This is a genomic window from Bradyrhizobium sp. AUGA SZCCT0431, assembly GCF_018131065.1.
GTDB lineage: Bacteria > Pseudomonadota > Alphaproteobacteria > Rhizobiales > Xanthobacteraceae > Bradyrhizobium.
In genome coordinates this window covers 1-18,109 of sequence record NZ_JAFCLR010000004.1, presented here as the reverse complement: position 1 = coordinate 18,109, position 18,109 = coordinate 1, and the positions used below count along the sequence as shown (strand labels likewise).

Sequence of the window (18,109 nt, the reverse complement as noted above, 5' to 3'; positions counted from 1 at the left end):
GCCGCTCCGCACTGTGCGCAGCGTCGATCCTTCATGCCGCGCCGTCCTTGTTGGACGAGAAACGGCCAAACCAGCGCGCAACCCGTGTTCGCAAAAGACCCGACAACAGCGACATTCCGCTCAACTCGGCTGGCGCGATATCGCCCGTCGATGCACCCGAGAGGCGGCGATCGAGATTGCCAGCGAATTCCGCGATCAATCGCGCAGCGAGGTCGCGCACCAGCCCCGGCCTTCCGACCTGCGCCAGCATTCCAGTAAGTGAATAACCAATGGAAAGTTCAACACGCGTGGCCGCGCCCTGCTCGATCGGCACCAGCGAATAACGAATTTCGCCCTGGGTCGAGGACCGGCTGCGCCGGTCGTTGCCGATGCCGACGATGCGGCCGGACATATCGGCCGGGCAGCTTTCGACGCGCGCAGCGCCCGAGAATGTCGCAGCGATCGGACCAATCTTGACGCGGATGGTACCCTCCACCCGTTCCGGTTTCGGCGGCGCTGTCAGCAACGCGCCCGGCAGGCACGCCGCAACGGCCGCGATATCGCTGAACATCGCAAAGACCTGTTCCGACGGGTGCGCGACGTTGAAATGCTGCGTCAACACGGTGGCCGGAATGAAGTCCGGGATCGTGTCGACCGCATTGGCCGCCTCCAGCTTTGTTTGTCCACTCGCCACCGGCCGCACGCGTTCGGCCCGATCGGCACCGCGATCCAGGCTTCGGCCCGAGCCGACGGGCCCGAGGATCTTCCGTCCTCCACCCGGTTCGGGTGGAATGTTGCGTACACGTCGCGCCTCGATCACGGATTGGACCGCCCGCACGATGCCGACATAGCCGGTGCAACGGCACAGATTGCCGCTCAAGCCGACCCGGATCAGGCGCTCGTCGGCTTGTGGCAGCCGCAGCACGAGATCACGCGCGGACACCAGCATTCCAGGCGTGCAATAACCGCATTGCAGCGCGTGCTCGCGGGTGAAGGCGGCGCGAAGCTCTGTCGTAACATCGTCTTCATCGAGGCCTTCGATCGTGGTGACTTCTGCCCCTTCGCAGGCCACCGCATAGGTGATGCAGGAGCGCGCCGGCACGCCGTCGATCAGCACCGTGCACGCGCCGCAGACGCCGTGTTCGCAACCGAGATGCGTCCCGGTCAGGTCGAGCTTTTCACGGACGAAATCCGCAAGGTTGGTACGTGGCTCTGCGAGAGCCTGCACTGCGCGCTGGTTCACGGAAAGTGCGATCATGTTCATGCGGCGGCCTCGCGGACCGCGCGCTTCAGAACATTCACGTGAATATGGCGATGGGCGGCGTTGGTGACGCCTGCCTTCACCAGCAGGAGATCAGCCACACGCCCGTCGAAGCGCTCCTTGTAGTCGCCGGCAACGCGCCCGCCGAACAATTCCGTCGCATTCGTGATGACGATCGGCGCAGCATCGATCGCGCCTATCACGACGCGGGCGGTTGCGACGCTCGGATCGATCAGAATCGCGCCGATCGCATGCGCGAACTCGCCCGTCTTGCGGCAACTCTTGACGTATCCCCAATGCGCCGATGCCGGCCTCGCCGGAACATGGATCGTCTCCACGATCTCACCAACCCGCAGCGCCGATTCCAGCGCACCGACGATGAACTCCTCCATCGTGACCGTACGGACGCCAGCAAGGCTTCGCAGCGTCAGTTTCGCGCCCAGCGCCGAGAGCGCGGAAACCCAGTCTGCCGCAGGATCGGCATGGCTGAGGGATCCGCCAACCGTGCCGCGATTTCGAACCGCGCGGTAGGCGATGTTACCGGCAACGCCTTGCATGGCACCACGCGTAACATCGGGAACGCGTCCATCCTCGATGTCGGCGTGGGTGACACAGGCCCCGAGCACGAGTTCGTCGCCGCGGCGCTCGACCTGCTTGAGCTCGTCAAGCCCTGAGATGTCGACGATCATCCGCGGCTCCACCAGCCGCAGATTGAGCATCGGACCCAGCGATTGGCCACCGGCGATGATCTTGGTGGAGGCTTCGGCCCCGCCCAACAGGGCCAATGTCGCCTGTAAATCGCGCGGGCGTTCATAGCCGAAGGGCGCCGGTTTCATGCCGCCGGCCTTTCTGCGTCGCGCGCCGCCAGAATCGCCTCGACGACACGGTAAGGCGTAACGGGTGATTGCATCAGTTCCGCACCTAGCGGCCGCAGTGCATCGTTAAGGGCGTTGACGATCGCAGCGGGCGGAGCGATCGCACCGCCCTCGCCGATGCCCTTCACGCCGAATTGCGTATAGGGCGATGGCGTCTCCATATGATCGAGACGCGCCGCAGGCACTTCGGTCGGACCGGGCAGCAGATAATCCGCTAACGTCGTCGCCAGCGGCTGCCCCGCCGCATCGAACGGCATCTCCTCGTACAGCGCGGTGCCGATGCCCTGGGCCAAGCCGCCATAGATCTGGCCGTCCACCACCATCGGATTGACGAGAATGCCGCCGTCCTCGACGATGACGTAATCGAGGATTTCGATCTCGCCGAGATCGGGGTCGACCGCGACCACCGCGGCATGCGCGGCATAGCTGAAAGTTCCGGAATCGCGCTGCGGCTTGTAGCCGGATGTGACCTCAAGCCCGCCCGGATCGACATCGGGCGGCAGATCCTGCGGACGGCGATACCAGGTGTGCGCGATTTCCTTCAAGGTAACGCTACCGTTGACGCCCTGAACCTCGCCGTTCTGCAGCACCACCGCCTCCGGATCATGCTGCAGCAGTTTGGCGCCGATGCGTTTGGCGCGCTCTCCCAATTCACGGCACGCGGTTGCGACCGCACCGCCTGCCATCACCATCGAACGCGAGCCCCAGGTGCCCGTGGAGTACGGCGTCATCGCGGTGTCGCCGAGGATGATGCGCACCCTCGCGACATCGACGCCCAGCATCTCGTGCGCGACCTGGGCGAGCGTCGTCTCCATGCCCTGCCCATGCGAATGCACGCCGACCCGCAGTTCGAGGCCACCATCCGGCGTTAGCCGCGCGGACGCCTGCTCGTGACCGGGCACCATGGGAATGCCCCAGCCGGCATAGACCGACGTCCCGTGCGCGGCCTGCTCGCAATAGATGGAAACGCCGACGCCGATCCGGCGGCCGTCGGCTTCGCCCCTGCGCTGACGTGCCCGCACACCCTCGACGTCGATAGACGCCAAGGCGCGGCGCATCGCCTCGGGATAGTCACCACTGTCGAAGTGCTTTTTGGTGATATTGTCGAACGGCATCTGCTCGGGCCGCACCAGATTCCGCAGACGTACTTCGCCTGGCTCCAATCCCGCTTCCGCCGCGACCAGATCGAGCATCAGCTCGAGCGCGAAACAAACGCCGGTGCGGGCCACGCCGCGATAAGGCAGGATCGGACATTTGTTGGTGGCGACCGAAAAGGTTCGGCAGCGATAGGCCAGCATCAAATAAGGGCCAGGCAGGATGCTGGCGACTTGCGCCGCCTCGAGGCACGCCGAGAACGGATAGGAGGAGTAAGCGCCGGAATCGACGGTCGCTTCGCAATCGATACCGCGCAGCCGCCCGTCGCGATCGGCATAGACGGTGATCTTGTAATGGTGTTCGCGGCAGTTGGAGCTGGCGGTGAGATGCTCGCGGCGATCCTCCGTCCAGCGCACCGGATGGCCACAACGCATCGTCAGCCACGAAAGGCAGACTTCTTCCGGCAGCAGGATTCCCTTATGCCCGAAGCCACCGCCGACATCTGGCGAAATGACACGAATTTGGCCCTGCTCGATGCCGAGGCATTCAGCAAGACCGCTGCGCGTGATATGCGGCATCTGGGCGGCGGAATAGAGCGTGAGTTGATCGAGGCGATGATCGAAGGTCGCGACGACGCCGCGCCCCTCGAGTGGCGACATGCACTGCCGCGCGGTCGATATCTCCCGCGACACCTTAATCGGCGCATCGAGTGCGGACGCGATGTCCACTTCGAAGTTGGTTTCGAGGAAGACGTTGTCGCCCCAATGCTCATGTACCAGGGCCGAACCCGGTTCCCGCGCCTTGCGCATGTCATAGACGGCGGGAAGCTGCTCGAGATCAAGCATCACCGCCGCCGCAATGTCTTCGGCTTCGGCACGCGTCGGGGCGACGCACATCGCAACCAGTTCGCCGACCTGACGCACCTTGCCGGCGGCGAGTACCGGTTGCTCGGAGATCTTGAAGCCCGGCAGCGCTGACACGGCACGGATCGGATTGACGCCGACCAGATCGGCTGCGGTGAAGACGCTGGCGCGATGCTGCTCCGGCACCCGTATTCCGCGGATCCGCGCATGCGCCAAAGGACTGCGCACAAACGCAACGTCCTGGAGCCCGGCGAGACGAATGTCGGCTACAAACCGCCCGCGGCCACGCATCAGGCGGTCGTCTTCCTTGCGCGGCAGCCGCGCGCCGACGCCTTGTCCGGCGCCCGCACCGCCCGCGGAGGGAAAATCGCGCTCATTGCGCACTGTGGCGTTCTCCTCGATCGGCTGACGCTGCCCCCGTTACGCCGCAACCGCCTGAGGCAGAATTGGCGCGATCGCGTCATATCGCGTACCGGCACGTAGGCAGAACGCGGGCTGCAGCAGGCGTTCGGCGATGACTTCGTTCTTCTCGTTGTCAGAAAGGACAAATCGTCCGGCACGCTGTCCAATGACCGAGACGTCCGCATCCCTGCCGACCTTGAGGGCTCCGATTTCGTCAGCACGGCCAAGCATCTTGGCCGGGTTCGAGGTGACCATCGGCACAATCTGTTCGAGCGTGAGGCCCAGGGCCATCATCGAGCTCATCGCCTGGACCAGGCTGAACTTGGCCTGACCCGCAAACGGATGATTCTCGTCATCCTCGTGCTGGTCCGGCGTGCCGGCAGGCTGAGGCACGTGGGTATTGTAGCCGTGAATGTCCGCTCCGAGCGTCGTCGGAATAATGCCGGCGGCAATCGCCTTCTTGGCGAGACGATAGGAGAAGTGGCTGCCGTGACCGACGTCGACCTTCAAGCCGCGATCCAGCGCCGCCTGGATCACGGGATGCACTTCGCCCTCGCGGTTGACGAAGCCGCCGGGATGGCGCGTGAACGGATGCGCCAGCACGTCGCCCTCGCGCAGCAAGGGGATTACGCGCTCCAGAATCGTGTCGACGTCTTCGCCGTTGGTGCCGCTTTCGGGTAAGCCCCAAAGCTGACCGAAATGCACATAGACCGGCAGGTCGGCGCGGCGCCCGATCTCGGACGCCATCTCGATGACGCGAATGCCCCAGCGCGCGAAACCACCGATCTCCGCATGAGCCTTGATGCCGCGAACGATGTCGAGATTGGACGTGGCCGACTTCACCGTGGCGTCGATGTCGACGCCATCAGGGCTGTAGAGCTTGGGATAGTAATGACCCTCGAGCCCGCCCACCAGGTAAGCCGACAGAAATGCATAGACGCGCGACTTCGCAGGCTCGGCGACGAAGTGCCGGAAACCCGGCAACGTCATACATGACGGACCACCCTGATCGACCAACGTCGTGACGCCCGACTGCACGCCCACCATGTCGGCATTCATGCCGAAGCGGCCGGTGACGTATTGATAGACATGCGCGTGCGTGTCGATGAGACCCGGCAATACCAGCTTGCCGGTCACGTCGATCACCTCTCTGGCGCTGGTCGGCAGGATGTCGGGCTGCACGGCCGCGATCTTGCCATTGCGAATGGCGACGTCCCGGATGCCATCGATGCCTGAGGCCGGGCAGATCACCCGGCCGCCGCGCAGAAGCTGGTCGAAGCTGGCGCTGATAGACATAGCGATCTCCTCTGTTTCGGCCGGCGGAGTTCACCCCCGCTCTCCTGTCGAGATACGAAGCATACTTCGTATTTTACAAAAGCAAAGCGCATGCCATGATTAATCATGGCGCCGGCGCTCGAATCGGATAACCCGCGCCGGGTGCCGGGGGCTGGGAGAGTGCGTTGCAAAAGGCGAAAAGGCGTCGCGTCGAGACCAGACACCGACCGTGGCCGTTGTCACAGCGACCGGGATTTCTGATCCGGCGGCTGCATCAGATCCATGTCGCCCTGTTCCAGGAAGCGTGCGGCGAGTTCGAGATCACACCGCTGCAATACAGCCTGCTTTCGGCGCTTGCGGTGCGGATAACCGCCGATCAGACCACATTGGCGGCCGATATCGCGCTGGATCGGACGACGACGACCGGAGCGCTGAAGCGACTGGCGGCTCGCAATTTTGTCGAGCGAGCCATTAATGACGAAGACCGCCGCGCCCGGCTCTGCAAATTGACCCCGGCGGGAACGACGCTCCTGGCAAAAATCGAAGCCTCGGCCCGGGCCGCGCACCGGGCCACACTCGACAATTTGAGTGAACGGGAGCAAGTCGCATTCGTCGAGATGATGCAGCGTATCGTGGCGGCACACTCCGATCATGACAGCGCCTCTGCCATATTCGATTAAGCGTCACGGCGTCATCTGCTGACTTTTTAGTTTGATCTGCATAATTTGTAGTCACCCTGGGCCGTCGCGAGCCTCATTGCGCCCCGTTGGCAAGACGCGCGCAGACGGGCTCATCGACTATAATCACCTCCCCAAACTCGATGAATATCTCGGCTTGGGCCGGCGTGGATCCGGCCAGAACGACGTGTTGGCGCGCGCCAGTCCGCCCCCCCACCCGGCCGCAACGCCATCGGCGCGCCAACACCCAGCACCTGTCATGGTCCCGTCCGGCGCAAAGGTGATGGCGCACATTCCGCCGCCGACGTGATCGACCGGAACGACATCGTGCCCCCGCGCAGCGAGATCAGCGCGCACGCTCTCCGGAAATCCGCGCTCGACCTCGGCTTCGAGCCCCCAGCTGAAAACGCGCGGCGCCTCGACGACTTCCTGCACGCTCATGCCGTGATCGACGATGTTGAGCACCGCCTGTAGCACGCAGGACGGAATCCGGTGCGCACCCGGCAGCCCCAGCGCGAATATTGGCTTGCCGTCCCTCTTGCCGATCAGCGCCGAGATGCCGCTGGTGATGCGCTTGCCCGGCATCAACGACAGCGCCAGACCGGGGTGCGGATCGAACAGGAACATGTAGTTGTTGGGAATGATGCCGGTTCCCGGAATCACCAGACGCGCGCCGAACAGGCTGTTGATGGTCTGCGTCGAGGTAACGATGTTGCCGTCGCCGTCCGCGATCGTGACATGCGTGGTGTTGGCGGATTCGTTCGACAGCACTTTCGACGTGTAGGCGCCCGCGCGTTGCGGATCGATTTCCGCACGGCGCTGTTTCGCATAGTCCTTCGAGATCAGCCTTTCGATCGGGACGTCGAAAAATGCCGGATCGGCGGTGACGGCGCGACGATCGGCGGCGGCGATCTTCAGCGCCTCGAGCACCAGATGCAGCGTTTGCGGCGTGCCGAAGCCGGAGGCGCCGATATCGTAGGCTTCCAGGATGTTGAGAATCTGGATCGTATGCACACCACCCGAACACGGCGGCGGCGGACCGATGATCTCGACGCCGCGATACGTACCGCGCACCGGCTCCCGCTCGACGGTGCGGTAGTTGGCGAGATCCTCCAGCCGGATGAACGATCCGGCTTGCTCGAGCTTGCGCGCGATGGCGCGGCCAAACTCGCCGCCGTATATGACGCCGGGACCTGATTGCGCGATCGTGCGCAGCGTTGCGGCATAATCGGATTGAATGAGCCGGCTGCCCGCCCGAAGCGGCTTGCCGTTTGGCAGGAATATCGCTGAGATCGCCGGATCGAGCGCCAGATCATCAGCGGTTTCTTCGATGCAGGTGGCCAGATAGGGCGTCACCTCAAAGCCGCGCGCCGCGTGGCGGATGGCCGGCTCCATCAGCGTCGGCAAATCAAGCTTGCCGAAACGTTGCGCGATCTCGCACCACGCCATCAGATTGCCGGGCACCGCGATCGCCTTGGGGCCGACGCGATTGGCTCGCCCCTCGGTCTCCATATAGTCCGGCCATTTATCGGAAACCGGCTTGTAGCTATCCGGCCGCGTCATCGCCGGCGCCGTGGAAAGACCATCGATCACCAGTTCGCGGCCATCGGCCAATCTGATCACCGCGGTGCCGCCGCCGAAGATACCGACCATCATCGGCTCGACGACGGTCAGCGTGAACAGCGCGGCGACCGTGGCGTCGATGGCATTGCCGCCCTGCGCCATGATTTCCAGCGCCGCGGCGGAGGCCAACGGATGATTGGTCACCGCCATGCCGCGCGACGCGGACACAGGTGTCTTCTCGCAATCAAAGGTACTGGTGGTCCGGTCTCGCCATTGTGTCATGAACTCGAAGGTCTCCCTGACGGCCTTTGCCGTTGCCGATCATGCCGTGATGTCATCGCATGACGTCGCCTATCACGCGACGCCGCCGCGCGAAAGCCGGTGCATTTTAGGGGAGCCGATTAGCGCGCAGTGAAGCCGCCATCAACCGGAAGGGCGAGGCCGCTCACAAAGGCTGCATCGTCAATCGCCCACCACAGCACAGCATGGGCGACAATTGGCGTCTGGAAATATTCAAAATTTCGCAACGCGGGGCGGATCTTGCCCGGCTATCTCAACACGATCTCCTGGTCGGCCCACCGCAGGTAGCTGCGCGGCGCAGCACCAAGTTCGCGCCTGAACATCGCCGTGAAGGCGCTCGGGCTGTCATAGCCGACATCGAGTGCGACGCTGGTTACGGATTCGCCGGCGCCGAGGCGGGCGAGCGCTTCCAGCAGCCGGACGCGCTGGCGCCAGGCCGCAAAGCTCTGGCCGGTCTCACGACGGAACATCCGCGTCAGCGTACGCCGGCTGAGGCCGCTGCGGTCGGCCCAATCGTCGAGGGTGAGGTCGGAACTGGTATCGGCGATCACAGCTTCGCAGATCCGGGCGAGACGCGGATCCAGCGGGATCGGCACGTGCAGCAACACTTCCGGCATCCGGCCGATCTCGCCTAGCAGGAGATCAACCAGCTGCCCGTCGCGCCCGTCCTCGTCGTAATCCACCGGCATCCGCACAGCCTCGTCCATCAGCGCCTCGAGCAGCGGCGAAACGCGGATCAGGCGGCACGTCGCCGGGTAGCTCGGCACCTGATCCGGCTCGACATAGATGGTCTGGGCCTCGATATCGCCCCAGGCACGCGATTGATGCACGATCCCTACGGGAATCCACAGGCCATGCCCCGGCGGGATGACGAAATTGCCGCGTTCCGTCATCATCGAGGTGACGCCGACGGTCTGGAGGATGAACTGCCCTCGCCGATGTGCGTGACGCGTGCTGGTGCTCTCCGAAGGATAAGTCGCTGCCATAGCGACGACCGGCCGCTTCTGCGTCTGCAGGTGGCCGGCATAGTTCGCAGCGGCTATCGGTCCGCATCGCTTGTGGCATGGGCGCTCAAGGCTGTCGCCGCCGGTCGGTGCTGTGCCGACTCTTACATTTATGTTCATCTGGACTCTTGATGTGAGATGCCTGCTCTCCTCACAGCCATGCATCTTCCGGGCCAGATGGCCCGATCGCGATGATCGCTGTCCCGTGCCGTGTAGCACAGAATACGGCGCTCCGTCACGATGGCGCAATCCGCAACGAAGGGGTTGGTCCATGAACAGGCGCGAATTCACTGCTGCAATGCTGGCCGCCAGCGCGGCGATCCCGCTCGGCATCACCAGAGCGGCTGGTCAGACAAAGGGCGGCACGCTCAACACGATCATCCAACCCGAACCGCCGATCCTCGTCACGGCATTCAACCAGCAACAGCCGACGCTGACGCTCGGCGGCAAGATCTACGAGAGCCTGCTGAAATACGGCGCCGATTTGAAGCCGATGCCGGGTTTGGCGCAATCGTGGGAGATCTCGCCTGATGGCCTCACCTATACGTTCAAGCTGTTCCCGGGCATCACTTTTCACGACGGCAAGCCGATGACATCAGAGGACGTTGTCTTCAGCTGCATGAAGGTGCTGACAGAGACCCATCCCCGCGCGCGGCAGAATTTCGCGCGCGTCGCGTCCGCCGAGGCGCCTGATCCGCTGACTGTCGTATTCAAGCTGAAGCAGCCTTTCGCGCCTTTCCTCGGCTGCTTCGACTGCACCTCGGCCCCGATTGTGCCGAAGCACATCTACGAGGGAACCGAGTTCCGCAAGAACCCGATGAACGACAAGGCGATCGGCACCGGCCCCTTCAAGCTGAAGGAATGGGTGCGCGGCTCGCACGTCCATCTCGTACGGCACGATGGCTACTACCGCAAGGACCAACCCTATCTCGACGAAATCATCTACCGCATCATCCCGGACAGCGCCTCGCGGGCGCTTGCGCTCGAGAATGGCACGGTCCAACTCGTGCAATGGTCCGACGTCGAGTTCTTTGACGTGCAGCGCTTCAAGTCGCAGAAGAACCTCGAATACACCACCAAGGGCTACGAATATTTCGCTCCGCACCAGTGGCTCGAGATGAACAATCGCGTCGCGCCGATGAACGACAAGCGGTTCCGGCAGGCGGTGATGCATCTGATCGACCGCGACGCGATGAACAAGCGTGTTTATTTCGGCAACGCCAAAGTCGCGACCGGCCCGATCTCGTCGAAAACCAAATTCTACGACCCCAAGGTAAAGCGCTACGAGTTCTCGGTCGAAAAGGCCATTGCGCTGCTCGACGAGATGGGCTTGAAGCCCGGCGCCAACGGCAAGCGGGCCGAGATCAAATACCTCGTGCCGCCCTATGGCGAAGTCTATCAGCGCGCCGGCGAGTTCTTCCGCCAGAGCTTCTCCAAGGCCGGCATCGATCTCGTTCTGGTCGGCACCGACATGGCGGGCTGGGCCGACAAGGTCGGAAACTGGGATTACGAGATGACCCAGAATTTGCTCTATCAGCTCGGCGATCCCGCACTCGGCGTCGCCCGCACCTACATCTCCTCCAACATCAAGAAGGGTATCCTGTTCTCGAATACCCAGGGCTATTCAAACCCCGAGGTCGACAGGTTGTTCGAGGAAGCGGCGGTAGCGCTCGACGAGGCCAAGCGGCAGGAGCTCTATTCCAAGGTGCAGCAGATCCTGGTCGAGGAAGTGCCCGTCGCCTGGACGCTGGAGCTCGAATACCCGATCATCTACGACAAGGCGTTCAAGGAAATCGTGACGACCGGGATCGGCTCCCACGAAACCTTCGGCACGGTCTACAAATCGTGACGGGAACCAGGAGCGCCGCAAGAATCGGGCTCTTGGTCGCCGCCTGGATTGTGCGGCTGGTCGCCATCATTCTGGTGATCGCGACCTTCAACTTCGTGCTGGTCCGCGCAGCACCGGGCGATCCGGCCATGGTCATGGCCGGGCAATCGGGCGCGGCCGACCCCAAGATCCTCGACGATCTGCGCAAGGAATACGGGCTGGACAAACCCTATCTCGTACAGCTCGGCACGCATCTCGCGCGCGTGCTGACTTTGGATCTCGGATATTCCTATCGCCAGCGCCGGCCGGTGCTCGATCTCATCCTCGAGCGCCTGCCGGCAACGCTGCTGCTGACGCTCACGGCCTTCTGCCTCGCGCTCCTGATCGGCACGACGCTCGGCGCGCTCGCGGGTCTGGTTGCCGGAAGCATTGCGGACACGGTTTTTACCGTACTCTCGCTGTTGCTTTACGCCACGCCGGTGTTCTGGCTCGGGCTGATGCTCGTGCTCGTCTTCTCGGTGACGCTCGGCTGGCTGCCGCCGTTCGGTTATGAGACGATCAACGCGAAGCACACGGCAATCGAGCGCATCTTTGACATCATGAAGCACATGATCATGCCTGTCATGTCGCTCGCCGCGATTTATCTGGCGATCTACGCCCGTCTGATGCGCTCCTCGATCATCGAGGTCTCGCACCAGGATTTCATCAAGACGGCGCGGGCCAAGGGCTTGGCCCGCCCGCGCATCGTCGTCAGCCATATGCTGCGCAACGCGCTGGTGCCGGTCGTGACGGTCGCGGGCATGCAGGCCGGCGCGCTCGTCGGCGGCGCGGTGGTGATCGAGACGGTGTTCGCCTGGCCCGGCCTTGGCCGGCTCACCTTCGAGGCCGTGCTGCAGCGTGACTATCCGGTGCTGCTCGGCATCTTCCTGATCCTGTCCGTCATCGTGATTGCTCTCAACCTCGTGACCGATCTGATCTACCGCCTGATCGATCCGCGCATGACGACGGAAGCTGCCTGATGGACGCGGTCAAGGCTTTCCTGCGGCATCCGAGCGGAATGGCGGGGTTCGTCCTGCTCATCATCGTCCTGATCGTCGCGATCACGGCGCCTGTCGTATTCCCGGTCTCGCCGTGGGAGATGAGCGGCACGCCCTTCACGCCGCCCGGCGAGGACGGGATGTGGCTCGGCGGCGATACGCTTGGCCGCGACGTCGCGGCGGGCGTGGCGCATGGCGCGCGGGTCTCGCTCCTGATCGGCATCGCATCCGCGCTGGCCGCCATGACGATCGGCGTCGTGATCGGCGCCATATCAGGTTATTTCGGCGGAAAAGTCGATCTCGTGCTGATGCGGGTGACGGAGTTGTTCCAGACAGTCCCGGCGTTCATTTTGGCGATCCTGCTGGTTGCGACCTTCAGCCCTTCGCTGCTCACCATCATCCTCACCATCGGCGCGGTGAGCTGGCCGCCGCTCGCGCGGCTGACGCGCGCCGAATTCCTGCGCTTGCGCGGGCGCGAATTTGTCGAGGCCGCATTGTGCCAAGGCGAGAGCACGGCCCGCATCGTGCTCGGACACATCCTGCCGAACGCGATCTCGCCGATCCTCGTCGTCGTCTCGCTGACGGTCGCGACCGCGATCCTGCTGGAGAGCGCACTCTCCTTCATGGGGCTCGGCGATCCGAACCTGATGTCCTGGGGTTTCATGATCGGCGCCGGGCGCACCGTCATCCGGCAGGCCTGGTGGATGAGCGTCTTTCCTGGCCTCGCGATCCTGATCACCGTGCTTGCCATCAACCTGTTCGGCGAGGGCCTGTCCGACGTGCTCAATCCGCGCGTCTCGAGGCGTCGCGCATGACAAGCCCAAGCGTGCAGGACCCGGCATCCGTGCTCTCGGTCGAGAAGCTCTCGATTGCGTTGCCCGAAGGCGGCGACCGGCCGTTCGCCGTCGAGGACGTGTCGTTTGCGATCGGGCGCAACGAGGTGGTCTGCCTGGTTGGCGAATCCGGTTCCGGCAAATCGATGATCGCGCATGCGATCCTCTCGCTGCTGCCGAAAGGCGTCGATATCGTGTCCGGCGCCGTGAAGGTGGTCGGGCAGGATACCGCCGCCCTCGATCGCCGCGCCCTGCGCCGGCTGCGCGGTGGCAAAGCCGCCATGATCTTCCAGGAGCCCTTGTCGTCGCTTAATCCGCTGAAACGCGTCGGCGAACAGATCGAGGAGACGATCCTCACGCACCAGCAACCGGTGCCGCCGGCAGCCGCGATCAAAGCCAGGGTGCAGGAGTTGCTGACCCAGGTCGGCCTGCCGAACCCGTCGCTGCTTGCCAACAGCTATCCGTTCGAACTCTCCGGAGGCCAGCGCCAGCGCGTCATGATCGCGATGGCCACCGCGAACCAGCCTGAGCTACTGATCGCGGACGAGCCGACGACCGCGCTCGATGTCACCACCCAGCGCCAGATCCTCCGCCTGATCGACGATCTCAGGCGCGAGCGCGGCATGGGCGTGCTGCTCATCACCCATGATTTCGGCGTGGTGGCCGACGTCGCCGATCGCGTCGTCGTGCTGCGCCACGGCAAGGTTGTCGAGCACGGCTCGGTCGAGCAAGTGTTGCGCAATCCGCGCGATCCCTACACCCGCGAACTGATCGACGCGGTGCCGAAGGCGCATGTGAAGAGCCGCGAGACCGCATCGCAGGCCGCACCGCTGCTCGACGTCGTGGAGTTGCGCAAGACTTTTCGCGTTAAACGCGGCTGGCTGCGGCCGCCGCGGGAAGTGGTCGCGGCCGACGGCATCTCGCTCACGCTGCATCAAGGCGAGACGCTGGCTGTTGTCGGCGAGTCCGGTTCCGGGAAGTCGACTCTCGGCCGCATGATCATGCGGCTGACGGAGCCCGATTCCGGCGCCATCCGGCTCGGCCACCAGGACCTGCGGCTGCTCCGCGGCGAGGCGCTGCGCCAGGCGCGCCGCGGTCTCCAGATCATATTCCAGGATCCGTTCTCCAGCCTCGATCCGCGCCAGAAGGTCGGCGACGCCGTGGCGCGCGGCCCGATGGCCTATGGCACCGCACGGAACGAGGCGATGGCGCAGGCGCGGCAATTGCTCGCGCGCGTTGGGTTGACCGCCTCAGCCGCCGATCGCTATCCGCACGAATTTTCGGGCGGCCAGCGCCAGCGCATCTGCATCGCGCGCGCCCTCGCGCTGCGGCCGAAGGTGCTGATCGCCGACGAGGCCGTATCCGCGCTTGACGTTTCGGTGCAGGCACAGGTGCTGGCGCTGCTCGCCGAACTGCGGCGCGAAATGCGGCTGGCGATGATCTTCATCACGCATGATCTGCGCATCGCGGCCGAAATCGCCGACCGCGTCATCGTCCTGCAGCATGGCCGCATCGTCGAGGAAGGACCGACCGCGGCCGTGTTCACCAACCCGCGCGAGGCCTATACGCGCGACCTGCTCGACGCGATTCCGGGGCGCCGTTTCTTCGATCAGCCAAATTTCGCGCGGCAACGCGAGGCGCTCGCATGATGACAGCGCTATGCTGCTCCCGAGACACACTGCCGATCTTGTTGTGAAACCCTGCAAGGACTGACCCGTGTCGCAAAGCAACGTCATTCCCCTTCCCGCCGGCGCCCGCGAGTGCATCGAAGCCGCGGTCGAGGCCGCCTTCGAGGCGCAGATCGCAACCACGATCGCCTTCTCGGCGATACCGAGCACGCGCGGCCAGGAAGGGCCGTGCCAGGACATGATCGCGCGTCTGCTGCGCCAGCGCGGCTACGAGGTCGACGACTGGATCATCAACCAGGACGATCTCAAATCCCTGCCCGGCTATGGGCCGGTCGAGACCGATTTCTCGCGCGCCCGCACGGTCGTCGGGACCTATCGGCCAGCCGAGGAAACCGGGCGCTCGTTGATCCTGCAGGGTCATTGCGACGTCGTGCCGACCGGCCCGCTCGACATGTGGAAACGTCCGCCCTTCCGGCCCGTCGTCGAGGATGGCTGGCTCTACGGCCGCGGCGCCGGCGACATGAAGTCCGGCACCATCGCCGCGCTCTACGCGCTCGATGCATTGAAGGCTGCGGGACTAGCGCCGAAGGGCCGCGTCCATCTGCAGTCGGTGATCGAGGAGGAAAGCACCGGGCTCGGCGCGCTCTCCACGCTCCAGCGCGGCTATCGCGCCGACGCCTGCCTGATCCCCGAACCCACCGACGGCAAACTGATGCGTGCCCAGGTCGGCGTGATCTGGTTCCGCCTCAGGGTTCGCGGATTGCCGGTCCACGTCTCGCACGCCGGCACCGGCTCGAATGCCATCAAGGCCGCCTATCATTTGATCCAGGCCCTCGAAGGGCTGGAGGCCGAGTGGAACGAGCGCGCCAAGACCCATCGCTTCTTCGGCAAGGTAAACCATCCGCTGAATTTCAATCCCGGCATCATCAAGGGCGGCGACTGGGCCTCGAGCGTGCCGGCCTGGTGCGACGTCGATTGCCGCATCGGCATCCTGCCCGGCTGGACGATCGCTGATTGTCAGGCCGAGATCGTCGCCTGCGTCGCGAAGGCCGCCAAGACCCATCCGTTCCTTGTCGACAACGCGCCGGAGGTCGTATGGTCCGGCTTTCTGTCGCCGGGCTATGAGGTGACCGGCGCGCAGGACAGCGAGGCGGTGCTCGCGGCGGCGTATGAGGCCGTGTTCGGCGGCCCGCTCGAGGATGCCAGCTTCACCGGCCTCACCGACACACGCTTCTACGGGCTCGATTACGATGTCCCCGCATTCTGCTTCGGCGCGCGGATGGAAAACGCGCACGGTTTCGACGAGCGGGTCGAACTCGAATCCGTGAAGAAGGTCACCAAGACGCTGGCGCTGTTCATCGCGGGTTGGTGCGGTGTCGAGGTGGCGTAAAAACGCAACAAGACAGGAGGAGCTCTGCCATGGAGAGCAACGGCGCGGGCGGCAAGCCCCTGGTCCGGACGCCAGAAGATCTGCGTGCGCATTTCGGGCAGCTAAGCCCGCTCGCCGAGAAGAAGGTCCTGTACCATCTCGACAAGTTCTGTCGCGACTTCATCGCGCTCTCCCCATTCCTGGTCCTCGCATCGAGCGATGGCAAGGGCAACGCCGACGCGAGCCCGCGCGGTGACGCGCCGGGCTTCGTCGCGGTGCTCGACGACAAATCGCTGCTGATCCCGGACCGCCGCGGCAACAACCGGGTCGACACGTTCGGTAACATCCTGGCCTCGCCAGGTATCGGCCTGATTTTCCTGGTGCCGGGCATCAATGAAACGCTGCGCATCAACGGCAAGGCGGAGATCACCCAGGATCCGGCCCTGCTGACGCCGCTGGCGGTGCAAAACGTCGTGCCGATCATCGGGCTCAAGGTTCATGTCGACGAATGCTATTTCCATTGCGGCAAGGCGCTGATGCGCTCGAAATTGTGGGATCCCAATGCCCAGGTCGAACGCCACAGCTTCCCGACCCTCGGCCGCATCATCGCCGAGCAAACGGCGGCCATATCAGTTGAAGTGGCCGAGCAGACCATGGAGGAAGGCTACCGGACGAGGCTCTATTGATGAATTAGGTGTCTCGACCCCGGACGGCTCTGCCAACAATATTGGATTTAGCGTTGTCAAGAGCGACATCGAATCGCGTGGGCCATGATGACGGTCATCACTTTTCCCATAATGCGCGACCATGCAAGCGTTCGACCAGCCGTGGAGAACATGAGTAACCGGCCATTGGGCGCTCGACGGGCTGCGGTCGGGTTGTTAAGCCCGCCTCCGCAGGGAGACTTTGAGTCGAGACATGACCGTTGCGATCGAGATGGGCCACACGACGGCAGGCGCCCCGGCTAACCTGGACCTTGAGGAACTGTTGGCGACGCGCCTGCTGGTGCAGGGCAATTCGGGCTCCGGCAAATCCCATCTGCTGCGCCGGCTGCTGGAACAGAGCGCCCCCTGGGTGCAGCAGACCATCATCGACCCCGAAGGCGACTTTGTTGCGCTTGCCGACCGTTTCGGCCACCTCCTGATCGATGCTCAGGACCATACCGAGCGGGGTCTGCAGGTCGCCGGCGAGCGAGCGCGCATACATCGTGTCTCCACGGTGCTCAATCTCGAGGGGCTCGATGCCGAGAACCAGATGCGGCGCGCGGCCGCCTTCCTCGGCGGGCTTTTCGAGGCCGCCCGCGACCACTGGTATCCGATGCTGGTGGTGGTGGACGAGGCGCAGCTGTTCGCGCCGGCCGTCGCCGGCGAGGTTTCGGACGAGGCGCGCAAACTCTCGCTCGGCGCCATGACGAACCTGATGTGCCGTGGCCGCAAACGCGGGCTTGCGGGAATCATCGCCACCCAGCGACTGGCAAAACTCGCCAAGAACGTCGCGGCCGAGGCGTCCAATTTCCTCATGGGGCGAACCTTTCTGGATATCGACATGGCGCGTGCCGCTGACCTGCTGGGCATGGAGCGGCGACAGGCAGAGGCCTTCCGGGATCTGGAGCGCGGCCAATTCATGGCGCTGGGGCCGGCCCTGTCCCGCCGTCCGCTGGGGCTGCGCATTGGTCCGACGGATACAACGCCGCGCAACGCGACCCCGCGCCTGATGCCTCTGCCGGAAGCGACACCGGACGCACGCGCTATCATCCTGGCAGCACCGCCGCCCGAGCATAATCGGCCCCAGCGCAGGTCGCCGCCCGACCTCCTCGGCCAGCTCATGGCGGCGAAGTCAGCGGCGCTGGAGATCCGTCCCGAATCGGTGGAGCAGCCGCTTAGCGTCGAGGCACTGGCGGAGCGGCATGAGCGCGTGGACCGCATTCTGCGCGCCGTCATGGCCGAACCCGACGCTGGGTTCCGTGCCATCGGCGTCCTCTATCAGGAGTTCGTCGTCCGCTGCCGAATAGAGGGCCTCGGTTCGGCTGTGCCGGACCTGGGCGACTTCCGTCGCATGCTGACGCGCGCCCGCGCCGGGCTCGGCTCCGATATGGCTGACGATGACGGGTGGCAGGATGT

The 18,109-nt window shown here is 64.4% G+C and carries 14 protein-coding genes; 8 read left to right on the top strand and 6 right to left on the bottom strand.

Annotated elements, in window-relative coordinates:
* Window positions 1–31: 31 nt before the first annotated feature.
* The 4 genes from JQ567_RS04540 to JQ567_RS04525 are packed head-to-tail and all read right to left on the bottom strand — an operon-like array spanning window position 32 to window position 5,771.
* Window positions 32–1,243 carry a 2Fe-2S iron-sulfur cluster-binding protein gene (locus JQ567_RS04540; protein ID WP_212437689.1) on the bottom strand — a complete coding sequence of 404 codons (1,212 nt, stop codon included), beginning with the start codon at window positions 1,241–1,243 and terminating at the stop codon, window positions 32–34.
* Entirely contained in the window at window positions 1,240–2,076 is an 837-nt protein-coding gene (locus tag JQ567_RS04535; RefSeq protein ID WP_212437688.1) for a xanthine dehydrogenase family protein subunit M, read from the bottom strand. The genes JQ567_RS04540 and JQ567_RS04535 overlap by 4 nt, the downstream gene beginning before the upstream one ends.
* Window positions 2,073–4,475 (bottom strand): xanthine dehydrogenase family protein molybdopterin-binding subunit, encoded by a 2,403-nt coding sequence (locus JQ567_RS04530; protein WP_212437905.1) that lies wholly within the window; start codon window positions 4,473–4,475, stop codon window positions 2,073–2,075. Before JQ567_RS04530 ends, JQ567_RS04535 begins: the two co-directional genes overlap by 4 nt.
* An 18-nt stretch (window positions 4,476–4,493) precedes the next feature.
* Entirely contained in the window at window positions 4,494–5,771 is a 1,278-nt protein-coding gene (locus JQ567_RS04525; protein ID WP_212437687.1) for an amidohydrolase/deacetylase family metallohydrolase, read from the bottom strand.
* A gap of 164 nt (window positions 5,772–5,935) precedes the next feature.
* On the opposite strand from JQ567_RS04525, the gene JQ567_RS04520 reads away from it, so the two are divergent.
* Entirely contained in the window at window positions 5,936–6,430 is a 495-nt protein-coding gene (locus JQ567_RS04520; RefSeq protein WP_249165241.1) for a MarR family winged helix-turn-helix transcriptional regulator, read from the top strand.
* Window positions 6,431–6,553: 123 nt separating this feature from the next.
* On the opposite strand, the gene ggt is transcribed toward JQ567_RS04520, so the two are convergent.
* Window positions 6,554–8,272 carry a gamma-glutamyltransferase gene (ggt, locus tag JQ567_RS04515; RefSeq protein ID WP_249165240.1) on the bottom strand — a complete coding sequence of 573 codons (1,719 nt, stop codon included), beginning with the start codon at window positions 8,270–8,272 and terminating at the stop codon, window positions 6,554–6,556.
* Between the two features lie 266 nt (window positions 8,273–8,538).
* Window positions 8,539–9,414, bottom strand: a complete 876-nt coding sequence (locus tag JQ567_RS04510) for a helix-turn-helix domain-containing protein (RefSeq protein WP_212437686.1) — start codon at window positions 9,412–9,414, stop codon at window positions 8,539–8,541.
* 151 nt (window positions 9,415–9,565) lie between these two features.
* On the opposite strand from JQ567_RS04510, the gene JQ567_RS04505 reads away from it, so the two are divergent.
* The 7 genes from JQ567_RS04505 to JQ567_RS04475 form a co-directional block, all read left to right on the top strand.
* The gene (locus JQ567_RS04505) at window positions 9,566–11,143 is read left to right on the top strand and encodes an ABC transporter substrate-binding protein (RefSeq protein WP_212437685.1); all 1,578 of its coding nucleotides are present in this window, start codon (window positions 9,566–9,568) and stop codon (window positions 11,141–11,143) included.
* Window positions 11,140–12,141, top strand: coding sequence for an ABC transporter permease (locus JQ567_RS04500; RefSeq protein ID WP_409363577.1), 1,002 nt, complete (start codon window positions 11,140–11,142; stop codon window positions 12,139–12,141). Before JQ567_RS04505 ends, JQ567_RS04500 begins: the two co-directional genes overlap by 4 nt.
* The gene (locus JQ567_RS04495; RefSeq protein ID WP_212437684.1) at window positions 12,141–12,974 is read left to right on the top strand and encodes an ABC transporter permease; all 834 of its coding nucleotides are present in this window, start codon (window positions 12,141–12,143) and stop codon (window positions 12,972–12,974) included. Before JQ567_RS04500 ends, JQ567_RS04495 begins: the two co-directional genes overlap by 1 nt.
* Window positions 12,971–14,641: an ABC transporter ATP-binding protein gene (locus tag JQ567_RS04490; protein ID WP_212437683.1), complete on the top strand. Its 1,671-nt coding sequence runs from the start codon at window positions 12,971–12,973 to the stop codon at window positions 14,639–14,641. The genes JQ567_RS04495 and JQ567_RS04490 overlap by 4 nt, the downstream gene beginning before the upstream one ends.
* A gap of 67 nt (window positions 14,642–14,708) precedes the next feature.
* Window positions 14,709–16,010 (top strand): ArgE/DapE family deacylase, encoded by a 1,302-nt coding sequence (locus JQ567_RS04485; RefSeq protein WP_212437682.1) that lies wholly within the window; start codon window positions 14,709–14,711, stop codon window positions 16,008–16,010.
* A 29-nt stretch (window positions 16,011–16,039) separates the two neighbouring features.
* Window positions 16,040–16,675 (top strand): pyridoxamine 5'-phosphate oxidase family protein, encoded by a 636-nt coding sequence (locus tag JQ567_RS04480; RefSeq protein ID WP_212437681.1) that lies wholly within the window; start codon window positions 16,040–16,042, stop codon window positions 16,673–16,675.
* 232 nt (window positions 16,676–16,907) lie between these two features.
* On the top strand, window positions 16,908–18,109 hold a 1,202-nt coding region (locus tag JQ567_RS04475), incomplete at its 3' end, for an ATP-binding protein (protein ID WP_212437680.1).

Excerpts from the sequence above, each read along its gene's own strand:
- JQ567_RS04535 (WP_212437688.1), bottom strand. The coding sequence starts at position 2,076 with ATGAAACCGGCGCCCTTCGGCTATGAACGCCCGCGCGATTTACAGGCG.
- JQ567_RS04505 (WP_212437685.1), top strand. The coding sequence starts at position 9,566 with ATGAACAGGCGCGAATTCACTGCTGCAATGCTGGCCGCCAGCGCGGCG.
- ggt (WP_249165240.1), bottom strand. The coding sequence starts at position 8,272 with ATGACACAATGGCGAGACCGGACCACCAGTACCTTTGATTGCGAGAAG.
- JQ567_RS04510 (WP_212437686.1), bottom strand. The coding sequence starts at position 9,414 with ATGAACATAAATGTAAGAGTCGGCACAGCACCGACCGGCGGCGACAGC.
- JQ567_RS04490 (WP_212437683.1), top strand. The coding sequence starts at position 12,971 with ATGACAAGCCCAAGCGTGCAGGACCCGGCATCCGTGCTCTCGGTCGAG.
- JQ567_RS04540 (WP_212437689.1), bottom strand. The coding sequence starts at position 1,243 with ATGAACATGATCGCACTTTCCGTGAACCAGCGCGCAGTGCAGGCTCTC.
- JQ567_RS04480 (WP_212437681.1), top strand. The coding sequence starts at position 16,040 with ATGGAGAGCAACGGCGCGGGCGGCAAGCCCCTGGTCCGGACGCCAGAA.
- JQ567_RS04525 (WP_212437687.1), bottom strand. The coding sequence starts at position 5,771 with ATGTCTATCAGCGCCAGCTTCGACCAGCTTCTGCGCGGCGGCCGGGTG.
- JQ567_RS04495 (WP_212437684.1), top strand. The coding sequence starts at position 12,141 with ATGGACGCGGTCAAGGCTTTCCTGCGGCATCCGAGCGGAATGGCGGGG.